8 protein-coding genes, 2 tRNA genes and 3 rRNA genes are annotated in these 21,548 nt (G+C 57.3%); 3 read left to right on the top strand and 10 right to left on the bottom strand.

Annotated features, from left to right (window positions below; genetic code table 11):
- Nucleotides 1-113: 113 nt before the first annotated feature.
- The 10 genes from recD to aptA form a co-directional block, all read right to left on the bottom strand.
- Nucleotides 114-2,222 carry an exodeoxyribonuclease V subunit alpha gene (recD, locus tag ACZ0A4_RS27775; RefSeq protein ID WP_463577144.1) on the bottom strand — a complete coding sequence of 703 codons (2,109 nt, stop codon included), beginning with the start codon at nt 2,220-2,222 and terminating at the stop codon, nt 114-116.
- Entirely contained in the window at nt 2,219-5,908 is a 3,690-nt protein-coding gene (gene recB, locus ACZ0A4_RS27770; protein ID WP_463577142.1) for an exodeoxyribonuclease V subunit beta, read from the bottom strand. The genes recD and recB overlap by 4 nt, the downstream gene beginning before the upstream one ends.
- The gene (gene recC, locus ACZ0A4_RS27765) at nt 5,905-9,357 is read right to left on the bottom strand and encodes an exodeoxyribonuclease V subunit gamma (RefSeq protein ID WP_463577141.1); all 3,453 of its coding nucleotides are present in this window, start codon (nt 9,355-9,357) and stop codon (nt 5,905-5,907) included. The genes recB and recC overlap by 4 nt, the downstream gene beginning before the upstream one ends.
- 153 nt (nt 9,358-9,510) lie before the next feature.
- Nucleotides 9,511-9,626: ribosomal RNA gene (gene rrf, locus ACZ0A4_RS27760) — 5S ribosomal RNA — on the bottom strand.
- A 171-nt stretch (nt 9,627-9,797) separates the two neighbouring features.
- Nucleotides 9,798-12,691: ribosomal RNA gene (locus ACZ0A4_RS27755) — 23S ribosomal RNA — on the bottom strand.
- A gap of 246 nt (nt 12,692-12,937) precedes the next feature.
- Nucleotides 12,938-13,013 (bottom strand) — tRNA-Ala (locus ACZ0A4_RS27750).
- A gap of 30 nt (nt 13,014-13,043) precedes the next feature.
- A tRNA-Ile gene (locus ACZ0A4_RS27745) sits at nt 13,044-13,120 on the bottom strand.
- A gap of 81 nt (nt 13,121-13,201) precedes the next feature.
- Nucleotides 13,202-14,738 (bottom strand): 16S ribosomal RNA (locus tag ACZ0A4_RS27740).
- The 16S, 23S and 5S rRNA genes sit together here with 2 tRNA genes alongside, the layout of an rRNA operon.
- Nucleotides 14,739-15,314: 576 nt before the next feature.
- Nucleotides 15,315-16,808, bottom strand: a complete 1,494-nt coding sequence (locus ACZ0A4_RS27735; protein WP_064118435.1) for a CoA-acylating methylmalonate-semialdehyde dehydrogenase — start codon at nt 16,806-16,808, stop codon at nt 15,315-15,317.
- 75 nt (nt 16,809-16,883) lie between these two features.
- Complete coding sequence (gene aptA / locus ACZ0A4_RS27730; protein ID WP_463577138.1) at nt 16,884-18,233, bottom strand: omega-aminotransferase AptA; 1,350 nt, start codon at nt 18,231-18,233, stop codon at nt 16,884-16,886.
- Nucleotides 18,234-18,371: 138 nt separating this feature from the next.
- Between aptA and ACZ0A4_RS27725 the strand changes: the two genes are divergently transcribed.
- From ACZ0A4_RS27725 to ACZ0A4_RS27715, 3 genes are all read left to right on the top strand, one after another.
- Nucleotides 18,372-19,292 carry a LysR family transcriptional regulator gene (locus ACZ0A4_RS27725; RefSeq protein WP_064387741.1) on the top strand — a complete coding sequence of 307 codons (921 nt, stop codon included), beginning with the start codon at nt 18,372-18,374 and terminating at the stop codon, nt 19,290-19,292.
- 121 nt (nt 19,293-19,413) lie between these two features.
- Nucleotides 19,414-20,802 (top strand): uracil-xanthine permease family protein, encoded by a 1,389-nt coding sequence (locus tag ACZ0A4_RS27720; RefSeq protein WP_463577136.1) that lies wholly within the window; start codon nt 19,414-19,416, stop codon nt 20,800-20,802.
- A gap of 88 nt (nt 20,803-20,890) precedes the next feature.
- A complete protein-coding gene (locus ACZ0A4_RS27715) occupies nt 20,891-21,541 on the top strand; it encodes a TetR/AcrR family transcriptional regulator (RefSeq protein ID WP_038360732.1) in 651 nt (216 codons plus the stop codon).
- Nucleotides 21,542-21,548: the final 7 nt, after the last annotated feature.

Raw genomic sequence — 21,548 nt, 5'->3', positions numbered from 1 at the left:
ATTCTCTTGGATCGTAGCGAAATGATGCCGCAACGATAGCACAGCAGTGAAACACCAGCGAGACAGTGACCTCTGACCGGTTGGTCAGTAAACGCCGCCAATCGCAGGGATTTTCACCCCCGAGGCACGGCGCCCTCCTCCAGTTCCAGCATCAGCCCGCTCAGGCGTTTGACCCTGCGCTGCACCGCCTCCTCGAACACCCCCGGGCGGGATTCGATCAGGGTGAACCAATGCTTGGCCCGGGTGATGCCGGTGTAGATCAGTTCTTTGGTCAGCACCGGATTCAAGGCGTCGGGAAGAATCAGCGCTGTGTGGGCAAATTCCGAGCCTTGGGACTTGTGCACCGTCATCGCATAGACGGTTTCGACGTCATTGAGGCGGCTCGGCAATACGAAGCGCACACCGCCCTGACCATCGTTGCGCGGGAACGCCACGCGCAACACGGGTTTGCCCGCGTCGGGTCCTTCACGCTCGGGCAGCTTGAGAGCGATGCCGATGTCGCCGTTCATCAAGCCCAGACCGTAGTCATTGCGGGTCATCAGCACGGGCCGGCCTTCGTACCATTGCTGATCGTTTTCGATCAGACGTACTTTGAGCAGCGCGGCGGTGATGCGTTGATTCAGACCTTCGACGCCCCACGGCCCTTTGCGCACGGCGCATAGCAACTGGAAGGTGTCGAACGCCTGCAGAACGTCACGGGCCCAAATGACCCAGTCCGGATGTTCGAGTGGCCGGCCCGCGGGTGGACGATGATCACGCAGCACAGTCAGGTAATGGCGGTAGCCTTGTGGGCCGTCGCCATGTCCCTCCAGCAACAGTCGCTCCAGCTTGTGATCGTGCTCGCCCTTGAGCGGCAACGAATACACATCATCGTAGTGGCCGGCCGTAAGCAACAGGCGCGCTTCATCCGGCAGCTGTTGGTTGACCCGACGCGCGAGCTGGCCGATCCCGCTGCCCTCGCCGAAGCGCCGCGAGTGGCGCAACATCACCACTTGCTGGGCCAGCGGGTGGGTGCCATCGACGTCTTCATGCAAACCGCTGTCCTGCAGCGACTCACCGCTGACCGACTCCAGCCACTGTCGGGTCTGCGGGTTGTACCAGCCACCCTCGGCGTCACGGCACAAATCCCCCAGCACCGCACCAGCCTCCACGGAGGCCAATTGATCCTTGTCGCCGAGTAAAACCAGTCGAGCATGCGTGGGCAATGCATCCAGCAGGTTGGCCATCATTTCCAGGTCGATCATTGAAGCTTCATCGACCACCAGTACATCCAGTGGCAAGCGGTTGCCGGCGTGGTGACGGAAGTGTCGGGTGCCGGGACGGCTGCCCAGCAAGCGATGCACGGTGGTGACGTCGCAAGGGATTTTCGCCCGCACCGCTTCGCTGACTTTCAGTGACTGCACTTGCTGGCTGATGGACTCGGTCAGCCGCGCCGCAGCCTTGCCCGTCGGTGCCGCCAAACGAATTCGCAGCGGATGACCAGTGGCAACCGCAGGCGCTTGAAGCAGGGCCAGCAAACGCACCACGGTGGTGGTTTTGCCGGTGCCCGGACCGCCGGTGACAATGCTGAAAGCGCCACGAGTGGCGAGGGCGCAGGCGAGTTTCTGCCAGTCGGTCACTTCACCCGTTTTCGCTGATCCGAACAGCTCGTTCAAGCGCTGCGGCAGATCGCCCGGCGTCGGCTCGACTTGCTGCAGACGCTGACGCAACGCCGTATCGATGCGCCGCTCGTACGTCCAGTAGCGTCGTAGATACAGGCGTTTCCCCGCGATTACCAACGGACGTTGTTGTGCTGAATCGCTGCTATCCGCCGACAGTGCAACCAGAGAGCTGCCCGCCAGAACCTGGCACCAGTGAGCGCCATCAAGCGCCTCGAGCAATTGCGAAGGTAGCAGCAACACCCCACCTTGCACGTCTCCTTCGGGGGGCAGCGACAGAGCGAAGTCAGGAGCTTTCAGGGTTTCGTACAAATCCAGACAGACATGACCGTGGCCAAGTTGATGGCTGGTCAGGGCGGCCGCGAGCAATACCAGCGGATCCGTATCGCGCTCAAGTTCGTGAAGGAACGCGACGAATGCTTTGTCCAGCGCTCGCAACCAGCCGCGCTCGACCCACCGGGTCAACAAGACCAAAAGGTCATCGGCGCTGGTAAGGGGCGATAACCTCGACAGACTGTCAGCAGCCAGCGGCGTAGGGAGCAGATCGGCAAAGGTGCGGCTCATAGCAGGACTCCCTGTTCCCAGGCGGGTTCGGTCTTGGGTTCGGGTTTGCCTTGAAACATTCGGTCGAGACGTTCGATCAGTTCACGGGGCGGACGAACAAAATACACACCGCGACTATCCGCGCGGGTGCCACGCAGAAACAGATACAACGCCCCGCCGACATGCCGGTCGTAGTCGTAATCTGGCAGCCGGGCTTTGAGTTGGCGGTGCAACGCCAGCAGGTACAACACGTATTGCAGGTCATAACGGTTGTCGAGGATCGACTGTTCCATGGCCTGCTCGGTGTAGGCCAGGTCATCCACGCCGAGCCAGTTGGATTTGTAGTCGGCCACGTAGTAACGGCCATTGTGTTCAAAGGTCAGGTCGATAAAGCCTTTGAACATGCCGTTGAGTTGCACCGACTCTGCCGCTACACGAGCCACGCCCCTGTGAGTGTGCTGACGCACCAGTTCGTCGAGTTTGAGTACATCGACTTTATGGCTGGCGAACCAGAATTCCATCTCGACCCGGTATTGCTTCAGCTGTTCCAGAACAACAGGCGGCTGCCCGCCTGCAACTGGCAGTGGCGACTTGAGCAGGTGCTGCAGCCAATCGCTCAGAGTCGTGATCCAGCCTTCCCAGCCACGCAAGTTGCAGCGACGGGCGATCGCATCTTCCAGCGCCTCGCGGGTAACGGCAAAGCCGTCGTTTCCGGCCCATTCCAGCAAACCGTGAAGAAACGTTCCCGGATTCGGGCCGCGCGGGAAGCGGTGGATATCGGCGCCACCGGCAATGATTTCTCGCGGAGCATCGGGGTCTAGGCGTTCGTCATCAAACAGCTTTTGCGCTTGCGGACTGTCCGGCGCTTCATCGCTGCCGACACTCAGCACATCGCTGATGCGCAGCGCACTGTAAGACGCGATCCACCAGTTTTCACTGGCCTTGCGCTTGGGCAACAGCATGGCGCTCAGCACGGCGTCATTGCGTGGCGGCTGATAAAGCTCGTCGGTGGGTTGCGGCATTTCAGCGACGTCGATGGCCGGGCAGTCTCGTTGCAGGTCTTGCAGCCAGCGTTTCAGCTCGCTGGACTCGCTTGGAGATGCGCCACCACCGAGCAAATAACCCAGCGCAGAAAGGTGCAGCACCGAGCTGTTGTTATTGCCCCGCTTGAGATCCGTCACACCCAACCAGCAGGCATGCTGCGCGCGCGTCAGGGCAACGTAGAGCAGGCGCAGGTCTTCGGCCAGACGCTCGTCGTCCGCTTGCGCAATCAGTTCGGCGGTTGGCTTGAGACTTATCTGAGCCTTCCCCGCGCCGTCGTGGTAATGCAACGGCAAGCGACTGCCATCCACGGGTTTCGTCGAACAAATGAACGGCAGGAACACCAAGGGATATTCCAGGCCTTTGGACTTGTGGATGGTCACCACTTTGACCAGTTGTTCGTCACTTTCCAGACGCAGAATCTGCTCTTCGCCAGCCTGACCGGACACAGCCAGCAGCTCGGCCAGATGACGAATCAGCGCTTGCTCACCGTCCAGCTCCGCAGCCGCTTGCTGCATCAATTCCGATAGATGCAAAAGGTTGGTCAGTACCCGCTCGCCATCCGTGCGTGTCATCAAGGTTTGCGGCAGATGGAAGTCATGCAGCAGGCGCCGCAACATCGGCAGTACACCTTGTTTGCGCCATAGCTCGCGATAGCCACGGAACTGCATGACCCGGGTTTCCCATACCAGCTCGTCCTGGTTCAGACGTTCCAGCTCTGCCAATGGCAGGTTCAGGGTGATACAGGCCAGTGCGGCTTTCAGTGAACGTTCGACATCCGGTTCGGCACAGGCCTTGAGCCAGGACAACAGGTCGTGAGCCTCTTGCGCCGCGAACACCGAATCCTTGTCCGACAGATAAACACTGCGCACGCCGCGGGCGGCAAGTTCACTGCGTACGGCCTGGGCTTCTTTGCCGTCGCGCACGAGAATCGCAATGTCGGACGGCCTCAGACCTCTGAAGTCTTTGCCATCCTGCACGAACCCCGCGTTAGCGCTTTGCCCGCCATTGAGCAGCGCGGTGATTTCGCTGGCGCACGCGGCGGCCAATTGCTCGCGATAGACCACGCTGGACAGTGGCTGGTCGCTGGACAGGTGCCAGACATTCAACGCCGCGACATCTTGCCCGCCAACCTGCAGTTGTTCCTTGCGCCCCTGGGATTCCACGGGCAGGAACGGCACCGGATTGTCGCCGTTTTTCTCCCGGAACAAAAACGCGCCACGGCCCAGCTCTCGGGACTCGGCACGTGCGAACACATGATTGACCGCGTTGACCATGCCGTGGCTGGAACGGAAGTTGGTGCCCAGCGTATGCAGTCGGCCAGTGGTGGCCTGACGTGCGCGCAAGTAGGTGTAGATGTCTGCACCCCGAAAAGCATAGATCGCCTGCTTGGGATCACCGATCAGAAACAGCCCGGTGTCAGGACTGTTTTCCTCAATGCGATAGATACTTTCAAAGATTCGGTACTGCACCGGGTCAGTGTCCTGGAACTCGTCGATCAGCGCGACCGGGAACTGTTCGCGAATCAACGTCGCAAGACGTTCGCCACCGTCGGATTGCAAAGCGGCATCAAGGCGCAACAGCATGTCGTCGAAGCCCATCTCAGCGCGCCGCCGCTTCTCTTCTTCAAAGCGTGCACCTACCCACTTAGCGGCATGTTGCAGCACAGCGGCATCGGGGGTCGGCAATGCATCGAGGCTCGATTTGAGTGTCGGCATGGCGTCCAGGCCCGGGTGGCTCGGGGCCTGACCTTTCCACGCTTCGGCCATGCCGTCGGGGGTCAGTCGGGTGAAACCGGTGCCGATATCCAGTTGCTCCAGGGACTCGTCTTCGGCCCATGCCTTGAGCTTTTCAAACCAGGGTTCGAAGTAACGCGCCTGCATCTTGCGCCCGTCTACGGACTTGCTCGCAACACCTTGATGGCAAATGGCGAGCAACTCGTCTGCCCACTGACGCCATGGCATTTTCAGTTCGATCAGCGCTGCACGGCGTTCTTGCAGGCATTCATCGATCAGCTCTGCGGGAGCCTTTCCTTCGTCGCTGTCACGCTCATTGGCGAACAGGCCGCGCACACGAGGCAACAAGGTCGCCGGCCCGCCCCAGTTGCTGCGCACCCAATTCAAGGCGTCGCCCTGCATCGGGTAACAGAACAGCCGCCAGTAATCACGCAACACTTCGCCGAGCAAGTCGCTGTGATCGGTTTCCAGGGATTGAGTGAACAAGCTGCCGCTGTCGAACGCGTGCTCACGCAGCATGCGCTGACACCAACTGTGGATGGTCGAAACGGCGGCCTCGTCCATCCATTGTGCAGCGACATCGAGACGGTTGGCACAACCGGGCCATTGTTGAGCGCCGAACTGATCACGTAATTCGGCGATCAGTCCATCGGGTGCAGGCGTTTCGTCGCGAAAGAATCGAGCGGCTTCAGCCAGGCGCGTGCGTATGCGCTCACGCAGTTCCTTGGTCGCTGCATCGGTGAAGGTCACCACGAGAATCTGCGGCGGCAACAATTCGCGTCCGAACCCGCTCGACTCGTCACCGTGCCCCAGAATAAGCCGCAGGTAGAGCGCAGAAATCGTGAAGGTTTTACCGGTACCGGCACTGGCTTCGATCAACTGGCTACCCTGTAACGGAAAGGCCAGTGCGAGGGGTGTCTTGGTACTCATGCGCGAACCCCTTCAGTGGACAGTGAACGCCACGGTGCTTCAAGCAGTGGGCGATACAACGCGTCGCACCAACCGGAGAAGGTTTCGTCCTCAAGCAATGCATCGAAGTCGGCATATTGCCGGGACAACGCGGGGCTCTCGCGGCGCTCACCCTCGCTGGTCTGCCCGTCACCTTCATAGGCTTTACGCGCTGCCGCTTCGGCCTTCAGCGGGTCAGTCTGGGAAAGCCAGGCAAAAGCCGTTTTTACTGCGATCGGCAGTGGCTGTCGCATTCCTGCCTGCCAGGCGAGGAGCAAATCGCCAAGGAAACGTATCGCTCGTTCTGGCGTCATGGGTTCAAGCAACAACGTGTCGTCACTGGCTACCAATGCAGTGCTCAAGGAAAGCCCGCTGGCGCAGGCCACCAGATGATTGACCCACGGTTTGGCAAGGCGATGCCATTTGCGGTTTTTGATCGAGCCAATGCTGTTGGGAATAGTGGTGACCGACAACAGTCCCCCATCGGCACGCTGATGCAAACCCGCAAGCCATCCTTCCAGACGCAAACCCTGCAGTTCAAGGTTGACCGGCATCGCGCTGCTCAAAGGGACAGGCCAGAGCGTCAGCAGTTGTTGATAACGCTGCAGCAAATCCGGCAAAGGTTCGATCAGCTCACGTTGCAGGCACTCGCCGAACCCGGCCATTGGTAGCAGACCGCTGTTCTGCAGGCGTCGGGCTTGGGCAGTGAGCGCCTGATCGACATTGTCCGGCTGCCTGAGTGCGGCTTCGAGCAGACTGTCGCTGAGTGTATAGCGCTGCAATGCGTCCAGTACGAAGGGCTCCTCGTCGGCCAGCGGTGCTTCGGCAGCCTCGAAATACACCTTCAGACGTTGGGTGAAAAAGTGCCGGACCGGGTTACGCAAAAAGTCCTGCAACAATGCGAGGCTCAGCGGTTCCTCTTGCACATAAGGGCTGAGTAACTGTGCTTCGTTTTGAGATTCGTGCTGTTGATGCAGAACCTGCCATTCGCTGGCATAGCTGAAGAGTTGATCGCCTTCATGAAAATAGCGCGCACTGAACGGTTGCAGCGGATGCTCTTGTGTCATGGCACTCAACAGATCGCGGTTTTCGTCGAGCAATCGCCAGCCGCTGGCCAGGTGATCGCGCAACTGGCCGATCAGTACTGAGGCCGGTCGCTCACTGTTGTCGCGGATGCTGCGGCCGACCCAACTGATATAAAGCTGATGACGTGCAGACAACAGCGCCTCAAGCAAAAGATAACGGTCGTCTTCACGCCGCGAGCGATCTCCCGGACGGTAATCGCTGCCCATGAGGTCGAAGTCCAGTGGCGGCTGTGCGCGGGGATAGTCGCCGTCGTTCATCCCCAGCAGGCAGACCAGTTTGAATGGAATGGCGCGCATGGGCATCAGCGTACAAAAGTTCACGGCACCGGCCAGGAAGCGCTGAGACAGACGACCCTGATCAAGGCCGGCTAGCCAGGCTTCGCGAACGACTGTCAGTGGTAGCTCATCCGTCAAACCTACAGCCCCACACGTTTCCAGCCAGGTTTCGCGAAGCTCTTCCAGTTGGGTCAACAAGTAGTCGTCATGCTCGTTGCTGGCTTTGAAGAACAGTTGCATCAGCGCTTGCAATCGATATCCCCACTCCTTGGGCTGAGCGGGTTGAGTGAGCTGCTGATGGGCAAGTTCCAAGGCATCGAGCAGGGCCACCAACGGCCCGATCAGTGCGGCGTCGAGTCCACCAATTTCATCATAAGGTTCGATCCCTTCACATGCGTTGGCGCTGCCTACGGCGTAGCCCAGAAGCATGCGGCGCAGACCGAAATGCCAGCTGTTTTGCTCGAGCTCGTCGGGCAGACCCAGGCCCGCGCGTTGCTCGGCATTCATGCCCCAGCGCACGCCGGCGCCTTCGATCCAGCGGTGCAGTGTCGGCAGGTCGCGCTCCTCCACACCAAAGCGAGCACGAAGTGCGGGCACGTCGAGCAGGTCGAGGATTTCACTGACCGGAAAGCGACTGTCGGGAAGCTTGAGCAGATGTTCGACTGCGATCAACAGTGGATCACGACCACGTTGCCCTTGATCGGCCAATGTAAAAGGGATGAACCGCGCATCCTGCCGATCAAGCTGACCAAACACCGCGCGGATATGCGGCGCGTAGCTATCGATGTCAGGCACCATCACGATCACATCGCGAGGACGCAGGTCCGGGTTGGCGCTGAAGCGAGAAAGGAGCTGATCGTGCAGTATTTCGACTTCACGCTGAGCGCTGTGGGCAATGTGAAAACGGATTGACTCGTCCTGTACCAGATCAACAGCGGACCAGTGTTCACGGGTTTCATTGAGTGGGCGCAACTCCAGGATGTCGTCCTGTAATTGAGTGAGCAGGTTGTGTGGCTGAGTGTCGCTGAACAGGTCTATGCGGCCATCGCGAAAAGCCGCCCGATAGCTGTTGGGGTCGTCATAACTGTCGAGCAGGTTGATGTAGTCCCGCCCCTGTTTACCCCATGCAGCCAATAGCGGATGGGCGTGTTGATGCAGTGCATCAGGGTCCAGCACTGTGGGCATTCCGGTCTTGCGCGATTGCCGTTTGTATTGATGCCGCAGCAGATCCTTGTCGGCGACAATATCGGCCCAGTGGTGTCGGCACGGGTTGTGTACACACAGCAGGACCTGACTGAAACGTGCAAGCCCGGCCAGTGCTTCAAGCACTTGGGCTGGCAACGAAGAAATACCGAAAACGATTACCCGCGAAGGCAGTCCCGCAGGAGCTTCGGCAAGATTGTTGATGCGCTCGATGAACCGTTGGTGAACGCCGGCACGACTCTGCGCCATACCCTGTTCCCCCACGTCATCCAGCAGCTCACGCCACAACTCTGCCTGCCAGCAACTGGTCGGGGGCAGTGGTTTTACTTCTCCCCTGACGCTACGCAACTGATGCCGACCTTCGGCCCAGTCCTCCAGCCAGTCGGCCCGGTAAACCTGATACTGGTCGAACAGATCCGCCAAACGTTCGGACAATTGATAGCGCTTGCGCAGGTCGGTGTCATGGGTAAGGAAGCGTTGCAAGGGCTCGAAATGCGGGCGAGCAATGACCTGGGGCAGCAGGCGCATGAGGCGCCAGGTCAGCGGGGCTTTATCGAGCAGGGACTTGGGAGGAATTTCATCTCGGCCCAGTACCATGCGGTACAGCTGCCACATGAAACTGCCCGGCAGTTGCACATCAATCGCTGCGGCAATACCGCAACCGCCAAGGTCGTCTTCCTCAGGGTCTTCGGCCAGGGCCAATTTGAGCCACTGGGCAATGCCGTTGCTCTGCACAAGCGCAATTTCGTTTTCCAGAGGAGCCAGCGGATAGCGCCGCATGATGCTGATCACAAGGCTGCGCAGTTCGTCCAGGCTGTTGCTCTGGACGACCATGAATGCAGCGTTGAGGGACTGAGCGTCCGGCATAAAGGATTCCTTGGAAAGTACGAAAGCCAGGGCAGAACCTTAGCATTGTCGGCAGGTTGTGACAGCCGGACGGCGTCCGTGAATGCTGTACGAACTTTCCTGCGGGCAAAACAAAACCCCAACTGCTTTCGCAATTGGGGTTTCGGAATTTAATCTTGACGATGACCTACTCTCACATGGGGAAACCCCACACTACCATCGGCGATGCATCGTTTCACTGCTGAGTTCGGGATGGGATCAGGTGGTTCCAACGCTCTATGGTCGTCAAGAAATTCGGGTACTGAGTCGTGACCAGATGGCCTCGCTTCAGCAAATTGGGTATGTGATAGTTTTCGGTGTTTTGCGAGTCTTTCGAACTTTCGGTTCGTTTCGTCTTCACACACCGCAATCTGGTCTCGCTCGCTTTTCAGCTCGGAGCATGCAAATTGCTTGGGTGTTATATGGTCAAGCCTCACGGGCAATTAGTATTGGTTAGCTCAACGCCTCACAGCGCTTACACACCCAACCTATCAACGTCGTAGTCTTCGACGGCCCTTCAGGGAACTCAAGGTTCCAGTGAGATCTCATCTTGAGGCAAGTTTCCCGCTTAGATGCTTTCAGCGGTTATCTTTCCCGAACATAGCTACCCGGCAATGCCACTGGCGTGACAACCGGAACACCAGAGGTTCGTCCACTCCGGTCCTCTCGTACTAGGAGCAGCCCCTCTCAAATCTCAAACGTCCACGGCAGATAGGGACCGAACTGTCTCACGACGTTCTAAACCCAGCTCGCGTACCACTTTAAATGGCGAACAGCCATACCCTTGGGACCGGCTTCAGCCCCAGGATGTGATGAGCCGACATCGAGGTGCCAAACACCGCCGTCGATATGAACTCTTGGGCGGTATCAGCCTGTTATCCCCGGAGTACCTTTTATCCGTTGAGCGATGGCCCTTCCATACAGAACCACCGGATCACTAAGACCTACTTTCGTACCTGCTCGACGTGTCTGTCTCGCAGTCAAGCGCGCTTTTGCCTTTATACTCTACGACCGATTTCCGACCGGTCTGAGCGCACCTTCGTACTCCTCCGTTACTCTTTAGGAGGAGACCGCCCCAGTCAAACTACCCACCATACACTGTCCTCGATCCGGATAACGGACCTGAGTTAGAACCTCAAAGTTGCCAGGGTGGTATTTCAAGGATGGCTCCACGCGAACTGGCGTCCACGCTTCAAAGCCTCCCACCTATCCTACACAAGCAAATTCAAAGTCCAGTGCAAAGCTATAGTAAAGGTTCACGGGGTCTTTCCGTCTAGCCGCGGATACACTGCATCTTCACAGCGATTTCAATTTCACTGAGTCTCGGGTGGAGACAGCGCCGCCATCGTTACGCCATTCGTGCAGGTCGGAACTTACCCGACAAGGAATTTCGCTACCTTAGGACCGTTATAGTTACGGCCGCCGTTTACCGGGGCTTCGATCAAGAGCTTCGCGTTAGCTAACCCCATCAATTAACCTTCCGGCACCGGGCAGGCGTCACACCCTATACGTCCACTTTCGTGTTTGCAGAGTGCTGTGTTTTTAATAAACAGTCGCAGCGGCCTGGTATCTTCGACCGGCATGAGCTTACGGAGCAAGTCCTTCACCCTCACCGGCGCACCTTCTCCCGAAGTTACGGTGCCATTTTGCCTAGTTCCTTCACCCGAGTTCTCTCAAGCGCCTTGGTATTCTCTACCCAACCACCTGTGTCGGTTTGGGGTACGGTTCCTGGTTACCTGAAGCTTAGAAGCTTTTCTTGGAAGCATGGCATCAACCACTTCGTGTTCTAAAAGAACACTCGTCATCAGCTCTCGGCCTTAAGATCCCGGATTTACCTAAGATCTCAGCCTACCACCTTAAACTTGGACAACCAACGCCAAGCTGGCCTAGCCTTCTCCGTCCCTCCATCGCAATAACCAGAAGTACAGGAATATTAACCTGTTTTCCATCGACTACGCTTTTCAGCCTCGCCTTAGGGACCGACTAACCCTGCGTCGATTAACGTTGCGCAGGAAACCTTGGTCTTTCGGCGTGGGTGTTTTTCACACCCATTGTCGTTACTCATGTCAGCATTCGCACTTCTGATACCTCCAGCAAGCTTCTCAACTCACCTTCACAGGCTTACAGAACGCTCCTCTACCGCATCATCCGAAGATGATACCCGTAGCTTCGGTGTATGGTTTGAGCCCCGTTACATCTTCCGCGCAGGCCGACTCGACTAGTGAGCTATTACGCTTTCTTTAAAGGGTGGCTGCTTCTAAGCCAACCTCCTAGCTGTCTAAGCCTTCCCACATCGTTTCCCACTTAACCATAACTTTGGGACCTTAGCTGACGGTCTGGGTTGTTTCCCTTTTCACGACGGACGTTAGCACCCGCCGTGTGTCTCCCATGCTCGGCACTTGTAGGTATTCGGAGTTTGCATCGGTTTGGTAAGTCGGGATGACCCCCTAGCCGAAACAGTGCTCTACCCCCTACAGTGATACATGAGGCGCTACCTAAATAGCTTTCGAGGAGAACCAGCTATCTCCGAGCTTGATTAGCCTTTCACTCCGATCCACAGGTCATCCGCTAACTTTTCAACGGTAGTCGGTTCGGTCCTCCAGTTAGTGTTACCCAACCTTCAACCTGCCCATGGATAGATCGCCCGGTTTCGGGTCTATTCCCAGCGACTAGACGCCCTATTAAGACTCGCTTTCGCTACGCCTCCCCTATTCGGTTAAGCTCGCCACTGAAAATAAGTCGCTGACCCATTATACAAAAGGTACGCAGTCACAGAACAAAGTCTGCTCCCACTGCTTGTACGCATACGGTTTCAGGATCTATTTCACTCCCCTCTCCGGGGTTCTTTTCGCCTTTCCCTCACGGTACTAGTTCACTATCGGTCAGTCAGTAGTATTTAGCCTTGGAGGATGGTCCCCCCATATTCAGACAAAGTTTCTCGTGCTCCGTCCTACTCGATTTCATGACTAAGAGATTTTCGCGTACAGGGCTATCACCCACTATGGCCGCACTTTCCAGAGCGTTCCGCTAATCTCAAAGCCACTTAAGGGCTAGTCCCCGTTCGCTCGCCACTACTAAGGGAATCTCGGTTGATTTCTTTTCCTCAGGGTACTTAGATGTTTCAGTTCCCCTGGTTCGCCTCTTGCACCTATGTATTCAGTACAAGATAACCATCTTATGATGGCTGGGTTCCCCCATTCAGACATCTCCGGATCAAAGTCTGTTTGCCGACTCCCCGAAGCTTTTCGCAGGCTACCACGTCTTTCATCGCCTCTGACTGCCAAGGCATCCACCGTATGCGCTTCTTCACTTGACCATATAACCCCAAGCAATCTGGTTATACTGTGAAGACGACATTCGCCGAAAATTCGAATTTCTCAACTAAGAGAACTCACAAATTTTACCTTAGCCTGATCCGTTACCAGTGAAAGTAACGTTCAGTCTATCTTTCTATCACATACCCAAATTTTTAAAGAACGAACTAGTCAAAGACTAGAAATCAACATTCACCATCACCACGATGGAATGCTCATTTCTAAGCTTTATACAAGAGAAGCAGTAGTGGTGGAGCCAAACGGGATCGAACCGTTGACCTCCTGCGTGCAAGGCAGGCGCTCTCCCAGCTGAGCTATGGCCCCGTATTTCTACAGGCGTTTCCCACACAAAATTGGTGGGTCTGGGCAGATTCGAACTGCCGACCTCACCCTTATCAGGGGTGCGCTCTAACCAACTGAGCTACAGACCCAATTTCGGGCTGCTTCTTTCGTCTTCTTCAATGAATCAAGCAATTCGTGTGGGAACTTATGGAGCAGCTGATGTCGTCGATTAAGGAGGTGATCCAGCCGCAGGTTCCCCTACGGCTACCTTGTTACGACTTCACCCCAGTCATGAATCACACCGTGGTAACCGTCCTCCCGAAGGTTAGACTAGCTACTTCTGGTGCAACCCACTCCCATGGTGTGACGGGCGGTGTGTACAAGGCCCGGGAACGTATTCACCGTGACATTCTGATTCACGATTACTAGCGATTCCGACTTCACGCAGTCGAGTTGCAGACTGCGATCCGGACTACGATCGGTTTTATGGGATTAGCTCCACCTCGCGGCTTGGCAACCCTTTGTACCGACCATTGTAGCACGTGTGTAGCCCAGGCCGTAAGGGCCATGATGACTTGACGTCATCCCCACCTTCCTCCGGTTTGTCACCGGCAGTCTCCTTAGAGTGCCCACCATAACGTGCTGGTAACTAAGGACAAGGGTTGCGCTCGTTACGGGACTTAACCCAACATCTCACGACACGAGCTGACGACAGCCATGCAGCACCTGTCTCAATGCTCCCGAAGGCACCAATCCATCTCTGGAAAGTTCATTGGATGTCAAGGCCTGGTAAGGTTCTTCGCGTTGCTTCGAATTAAACCACATGCTCCACCGCTTGTGCGGGCCCCCGTCAATTCATTTGAGTTTTAACCTTGCGGCCGTACTCCCCAGGCGGTCAACTTAATGCGTTAGCTGCGCCACTAAGAGCTCAAGGCTCCCAACGGCTAGTTGACATCGTTTACGGCGTGGACTACCAGGGTATCTAATCCTGTTTGCTCCCCACGCTTTCGCACCTCAGTGTCAGTATCAGTCCAGGTGGTCGCCTTCGCCACTGGTGTTCCTTCCTATATCTACGCATTTCACCGCTACACAGGAAATTCCACCACCCTCTACCATACTCTAGCTCGACAGTTTTGAATGCAGTTCCCAGGTTGAGCCCGGGGATTTCACATCCAACTTAACGAACCACCTACGCGCGCTTTACGCCCAGTAATTCCGATTAACGCTTGCACCCTCTGTATTACCGCGGCTGCTGGCACAGAGTTAGCCGGTGCTTATTCTGTCGGTAACGTCAAAACAGCAACGTATTAAGTTACTGCCCTTCCTCCCAACTTAAAGTGCTTTACAATCCGAAGACCTTCTTCACACACGCGGCATGGCTGGATCAGGCTTTCGCCCATTGTCCAATATTCCCCACTGCTGCCTCCCGTAGGAGTCTGGACCGTGTCTCAGTTCCAGTGTGACTGATCATCCTCTCAGACCAGTTACGGATCGTCGCCTTGGTGAGCCATTACCTCACCAACTAGCTAATCCGACCTAGGCTCATCTGATAGCGCAAGGCCCGAAGGTCCCCTGCTTTCTCCCGTAGGACGTATGCGGTATTAGCGTTCCTTTCGAAACGTTGTCCCCCACTACCAGGCAGATTCCTAGGCATTACTCACCCGTCCGCCGCTGAATCCAGGAGCAAGCTCCTCTCATCCGCTCGACTTGCATGTGTTAGGCCTGCCGCCAGCGTTCAATCTGAGCCATGATCAAACTCTTCAGTTCAAACATCTTTGGGTTTTTAAGAAACCCTAAACTTGGCTCAGCAATCGTTGGTTACATCTTTGATTTCTCGCGGAGTAACTTGTGATGCTGATAATCTTGTTGACTATCAGTCTAACTCCACAAGCACCCACACGAATTGCTTGATTCAGTTGTTAAAGAGCGGTTGGTTAAGATCTTTCGTCTCAACCGAGGCGCGCATTCTACAGCAGCCTCATTTGCTGTCAAGTGATTATTTTCAGAAGTTTTCGAAGAATTCTTCAACAACTTCAACCACTTGCGCTTCCGATCTCTCGTCAGCGGGAGGCGAATTCTACAGCGTTACACGCTGCTGTCAACACCTCTTTTTCAACTTCCTTTTGGCTTCGATGAACTGAAGCAACCTGCTGCCGAAACCCACATAACTCTTTGAATCTCAAGGAGTTTTCCGTTTAGACTGCGCCGGAAGTGGGGCGAATTATAGACACCTGAGATCTGCCGTCAACACCTATTTTCATAAATCTGTCACATCGGTCAAAAAACCCCGAAAACACGAAGGCCGACCCCGAGGGGTCGGCCTTCATTGCATTGCCCTTCTACTTACAAGCTAGGGAAGGCGAACTGCGAAGCCTCATGGCTCGCACGTTGCGGCCAGCGCTGGGTGATTGCCTTGCGACGTGTATAGAAGCGCACACCATCCGGACCATAAGCGTGCAGGTCGCCAAACAGCGAACGCTTCCAGCCGCCGAAACTGTGATAAGCCACCGGCACCGGCAGCGGCACGTTGACGCCAACCATGCCGACTTCGATCTCATCGCAGAACAGACGCGCCGCTTCACCGTCACGGGTGAAGATGCAGGTGCCGTTGCCGTATTCGTGATCGTTGATCAACTGCATTGCCTCTTCCAGACTGTTCACGCGAACGATGCACAGTACCGGGCCGAATATCTCTTCTTTATAGATGCGCATCTCCGGGGTGACGTTGTCGAACAGGCAGCCACCGAGAAAGAAGCCTTCTTCATGACCGGCCACGCTGAAACCGCGACCGTCGACCACCAGGGTCGCGCCCGCCGCCACGCCGTCATCCACGTAACCGCTGACTTTGTCGCGCGCCTGACCGGTTACCAGTGGGCCCATGTCCAGACCGCACGAAGTGCCGGCACCGATTTTCAGCGCCTTGATCTGTGGAACCAGTTTCGCCACCAGCGCATCCGCGACCTGGTCACCCACACACACAGCAACCGAGATCGCCATGCAGCGCTCGCCGCACGAACCGTAAGCCGCGCCCATCAGTGCGCTGACCGCGTTATCCAGATCGGCATCCGGCATCAGCACCGCGTGGTTCTTCGCGCCGCCCAGTGCCTGAACGCGTTTGCCGCGCTTGGTGCCTTCGGCGTAGATGTATTCAGCAATCGGCGTCGAACCAACGAAGCTCAGCGCTTTGACTTCCGGCGCTTCGATCAGCGCGTCTACTGCAGTCTTGTCACCGTGAACCACGCTCATCACGCCTTTCGGCAGACCGGCTTCCAGCAGCAGCTGGGCGATCAGCAGAGTGGAGCTTGGATCGCGCTCGGACGGCTTGAGGATAAAGCAGTTGCCGCAGACGATCGCCAGCGGGTACATCCACAGCGGCACCATGGCCGGGAAGTTGAACGGGGTGATACCGGCCACAATGCCCAGTGGCTGGAAGTCCGACCATGCGTCGATGTTCGGGCCGACGTTGCGGCTGTACTCGCCCTTGAGGATTTCTGGCGCGGCGCAGGCGAACTCGACGTTCTCGATACCGCGCTTCAATTCACCGGCGGCGTCTTCCAGAGTCTTGCCGTGTTCTTCACTGATCAATTGCGAGATGCGTGCTTCGTTCTGCTCCAGCAGTTGCTTGAAGCGGAACATCACCTGGGCGCGTTTGGCCGGCGGCGTGTTGCGCCAGGCCGGGAACGCAGCCTTGGCGGCATCGATGGCTTTCTGGATGGTTGCCTGGCTGGCCAGTGGCAGCTTGTGGATCGCCTGACCGGTGGACGGGTTGAACACATCTACCGCGCGACCGTTCTCGGTCACCAGTTCGCCATTGATCAAATGCGGGATAACGCTCATCGAAAACTCCTGAATTCTTGTGCGCAGGCGCCCGCAAGAGGCGCCTGCTATTTGCATAGCTATATAGAAGAAAAATCAGTCGAGCTTGTTCAGCACTTCGCCGACCGCGTCGAACAGGCGATCGAGGTCTTGCGGCTTGCTGTTGAAGGTTGGGCCGAACTGCAGGGTGTCGCCGCCGAAGCGCACGTAGAACCCGGCTTTCCACAGGGCCATACCCGCTTCGAAAGGACGCACAATGGCGTCGCCGTCACGACCGGCAATCTGGATGGCACCGGCCAGGCCGAAGTTACGGATGTCGATAACGTTCTTCGAACCTTTCAGCCCGTGCAGTGCATTTTCAAAATGCGGAGCGACTTCTGCAACGCTCTGCACCAGGTTTTCCTTTTGCAGCAGGTCGAGTGCTGCAAGACCTGCGGCGCAAGCCACCGGGTGTGCCGAGTAGGTGTAGCCGTGCGGGAATTCCACGGCGTATTCCGGCGTCGGCTGGTTCATGAACGTCTGGTAGATCTCGGAGCTGGCAATCACCGCGCCCATCGGGATCGCGCCGTTGGTGACTTGCTTGGCGATGCACATCAGGTCCGGGGTCACGCCAAAAGTGTCAGCGCCGAACATATTGCCGGTGCGGCCGAAACCGGTGATCACTTCGTCGAAGACCAATAGAATGCTGTGCTGGTCGCAGATCTCGCGCAGGCGTTTCAGGTAACCCTGCGGTGGCACCAGCACGCCGGCGGAACCGGCCATAGGCTCTACGAATACGGCGGCGATGTTCGAGGCATCGTGCAATTCGATAAGCTTCAGCAGCTCATCGGCCAGTGCAATACCACCCTGCTCCGGCATGCCACGGGAAAATGCGTTGCTCGCCAGCAGCGTGTGCGGCAGGTGATCGACGTCCATCATCGATTGACCGAACAGCTTGCGGTTGCCGTTGACGCCGCCAAGACTGGTGCCGGCAATGTTCACACCGTGGTAGCCACGGGCACGACCGATCATTTTGGTTTTGGTCGCCTGACCTTTCAAGCGCCAGTAGGCACGCACCATTTTCACCGCGGTGTCGGCGCACTCGGAACCCGAGTCAGTGAAGAACACGTGGTTGAGGTTGCCCGGGGTCAGCTCGGTGATCTTCTCGGCCAGCTGGAACGACAGCGGATGACCGTACTGGAAACCCGGCGAGTAATCGAGGGTGCCCAACTGTTTGGAGACGGCTTCCTGAATTTCCTTGCGAGTGTGGCCGGCGCCGCACGTCCACAGACCGGACAACGAGTCATATACCCGGCGGCCCTTGTCGTCTATCAGCCAGCTGCCTTCGGCGCCAACGATCAAGCGCGGGTCGCGCTGGAAGTTGCGGTTGGCGGTGTACGGCATCCAGTGCGCGTCCAGCTTCAGTTGGCTGGCCAGTGGCGACGGCGCGTTTTCAGGCATGTTCATCGGGCAAAACCTCGCAGGGCATAAGCGTCAGGGAGATAAAAAGCGTTGTTGCAGCTAAATTGCCACGCGGATAAAGTCGGTGAAATTCAACTCTTCTAACCTTCAGTTAGAACTTTGCTAAACAATGAGAACAATAAGATGAGCAGCCGCCGCCCCGATCCGCTGGCCCAGGTCAGTGACTTTGATATCCGCTTGCTGCGGATTTTTCGCAGCGTGGTGGAGTGCGGCGGCTTTTCGGCAGCGGAAACCGTGCTCGGCATTGGGCGCTCGGCAATCAGTCAGCAGATGAGCGATCTCGAGCAGCGACTCGGTTTGCGCTTGTGTCAGCGGGGTCGCGCGGGGTTCTCGCTGACCGAGGAAGGTCGCGAGGTGTATCAGTCGGCGCTTCAACTACTGAGCGCGCTGGAAAGCTTCCGCACCGAGGTCAACGGCCTGCACCAGCATTTGCGTGGCGAACTGATCATTGGCCTGACCGACAACCTCGTCACCCTCCCCCACATGCGCATCACCCACGCCCTCGCCCAGTTGAAGGAGCGCGGCCCGGATGTGCAGATTCAGATCCGCATGATTGCGCCGAATGAAGTCGAGCAAGGCGTGCTCGATGGGCGTCTGCATGTCGGCGTGGTGCCGCAGGCCAGTGCGTTGTCGGGACTGGAATATCAGCCGCTGTACAGCGAGCGTTCGCTGCTTTATTGCGCGGTGGGTCATCCGTTGTTTTATGTCGATGACAAACAGCTCGATGACGAACGTCTGAACAGTCAGGACGCGATTGCGCCGACCTTTCGTTTGCCAGCGGATATTCAGGCGCATTACCAGGCGCTCAATTGCACGGCCAGTGCTTCTGACCGGGAAGGCATGGCGTTTTTGATTTTGACCGGGCGCTACATCGGTTATCTGCCGGATCACTACGCCAGCCTCTGGGTGCAGCAAGGTCGCTTGCGTGCGCTGAAATCGCAAACACGTTTCTACGACCTGAGCCTCGCATCGGTCACGCGCAAGGGGCGCCGCCCTCATTTGGTGCTGGAGAGCTTTCTGGAGAGTTTGGCGGCGACGCGTTGAAAATCTTCAGAAGCCCGCCAGCGTTGGGCCTTGGCGACAAATTCAAAAAATAACTTGAGCAAGTGGACAGCTTTTTGCAAAGCAGGATCAACCCCGATCCTTCAACAAGAAGCCCTAAGCCATGCAGCCAGATTCCGCACCGTCCAGCGACCTGATCTACGGCCTCAACGACCGCCCCAAACCACTCGCCGCAACCCTCGCGGCGCTGCAACACGTGCTCGCCAGTTTTGTCGGCATCATCACCCCGCCATTGGTGATCGGCTCGGCCCTCGGGCTGACCGCGCATTTGCCCTACCTGATCAGCATGGCCTTGATGGTTTCGGGCGTCGGCACCTTTATTCAGGCGCGGCGGCCGTTCGGGATTGGTGCGGGGATGATCTGTTTGCAGGGCACCAGTTTCGCCTTTCTCGGTGCGGTGCTGTCGGCGGGGTTTCTGGTCAAACAACGTGGCGGTAGCCCGGAAGACATTCTGGCGATGATTTTCGGTGTGTGCTTTTTCGGCGCGATCGTGCAGATCGTCCTCAGTCGTTTCATCGGTCAATTGCGTCGAGTCGTTACGCCGCTGGTGACAGGGATCGTTATCACTCTGATCGGCATCAGTCTGATCAAAGTTGGCATCACCGATCTGGGCGGTGGTTTCAATGCGCCGGACTTCGGTGCGCCGGGCAATCTGGCACTGGGCGTGTTTGTGCTGCTGACGATCATTCTGCTCAACCGCTCAAATACGCCGTGGGTGCGTCTGTCGGCGATCATCATCGGTTTGGTGCTGGGCAGTCTGGCCGCGTGGTTCAGTGGGAAACTGGTGCCGCAACCATTGCCTGACTTGCCGCTGGTGAGTTTTCCTACACCGTTCAAGTTCGGATTCAGCTTTGACTGGACGGCTTTCCTGCCGGTCGCGCTGATTTATCTGATCAGCACCATCGAAACCGTCGGCGACCTGACCGCCAACTGCATGCTCGCCCGCCAGCCCATCAGCGGCCCTTCTTATATCAGCCGCCTGCGCGGTGGCGTGCTCGGTGATGGCGTGAGCTGCATGATCGCCGCAACCTTCAGCGCTTTCCCCAACACCACGTTTGCGCAGAACAACGGCGTGATCCAGTTGACCGGCGTCGCCAGCCGCTACGTTGGCTTATACATCGGTGCAATCCTGTTTTGTCTCGGCATGTTCCCGATGATCGGCGCGGTGCTGCAACAGATTCCGAAACCGGTACTCGGCGGCGCAACCCTGGTGATGTTCGGCGCGGTGGCCGCTGCCGGCGTGCGCATCCTCGCGCAATCGCCGCTGGATCGGCGCAGCATGTTGATCATCGCCACCTCGTTCGGCGTGGGCCTGGGTATCGCCGCGCAACCGAACCTGCTGCACCTGCTGCCGAAACTGGTGCAGAACCTGTTCGACTCGGCGATCACCAGCGGCGGTCTGACCGCGATCATCCTGTGCCTATTGCTGCCGGAGTCGAAAACCGAGGCAGCTGAAGTACCCGCGCCGCTGAACAAGATCGAACAGGCGTAACGGTTTTATCGCGCAAGGACTTGTCGGATGCCTGTGGGTGCGCTATCAACGCAACTGGTTGCACCCACAGACAAACCCGGAAGTGCCTATGACCTTTGAAGTCCCAGCCCACGGCGGCAAACCCGCCAGCCGCATTCGTCAGAAGAACGAAGAGACCATCCTCAAAGCCGCCGAAGACGAGTTCGCCCGTCACGGGTACAAAGGCACCAGCATGAACACCATCGCGCAGAATGCCGGGTTGCCCAAGGCCAACCTGCATTACTACTTCACCAACAAACTCGGTTTGTACGTGGCCGTGCTGAGCAACATCATCGAGCTGTGGGACAGCACCTTCAACACGCTAACGGCCGAGGACGATCCTGCCGAAGCGCTGACCCGTTACATCCGCGCAAAAATGGAATTCTCCCGTCGTCAGCCGCAGGCCTCGCGGATCTTTGCGATGGAAGTGATCAGCGGCGGCGAATGCCTCAGCGAATATTTCAATCAGGATTACCGCGCCTGGTTCACCGGCCGCGCGGCAGTGTTTCAGGCGTGGATCGACGCGGGCAAAATGGACCCGGTCGATCCGGTGCATCTGATCTTTCTGTTGTGGGGCAGCACTCAGCACTATGCCGACTTCGCCACGCAGATCTGCCGCGTCAGCGGTCGCAGCAAGTTGACCAAGCAGGATATGGAAGACGCTGGCAACAACCTGATCCGTATCATTCTCAAAGGCTGCGGCCTCACTCCTCCTCTATAAGACGTTT

Source organism: Pseudomonas sp. AC172 (assembly GCF_979258595.1).
Note: the sequence above shows the minus strand (reverse complement) of the source record. Positions and strands in the feature narration are given on the sequence as shown.

Coding starts and splice junctions, on each gene's coding strand:
- recD (WP_463577144.1), bottom strand. CDS start 2,222: ATGAGCCGCACCTTTGCCGATCTGCTCCCTACGCCGCTGGCTGCTGAC.
- recB (WP_463577142.1), bottom strand. CDS start 5,908: ATGAGTACCAAGACACCCCTCGCACTGGCCTTTCCGTTACAGGGTAGC.
- recC (WP_463577141.1), bottom strand. CDS start 9,357: ATGCCGGACGCTCAGTCCCTCAACGCTGCATTCATGGTCGTCCAGAGC.
- ACZ0A4_RS27735 (WP_064118435.1), bottom strand. CDS start 16,808: ATGAGCGTTATCCCGCATTTGATCAATGGCGAACTGGTGACCGAGAAC.
- aptA (WP_463577138.1), bottom strand. CDS start 18,233: ATGAACATGCCTGAAAACGCGCCGTCGCCACTGGCCAGCCAACTGAAG.
- ACZ0A4_RS27725 (WP_064387741.1), top strand. CDS start 18,372: ATGAGCAGCCGCCGCCCCGATCCGCTGGCCCAGGTCAGTGACTTTGAT.
- ACZ0A4_RS27720 (WP_463577136.1), top strand. CDS start 19,414: ATGCAGCCAGATTCCGCACCGTCCAGCGACCTGATCTACGGCCTCAAC.
- ACZ0A4_RS27715 (WP_038360732.1), top strand. CDS start 20,891: ATGACCTTTGAAGTCCCAGCCCACGGCGGCAAACCCGCCAGCCGCATT.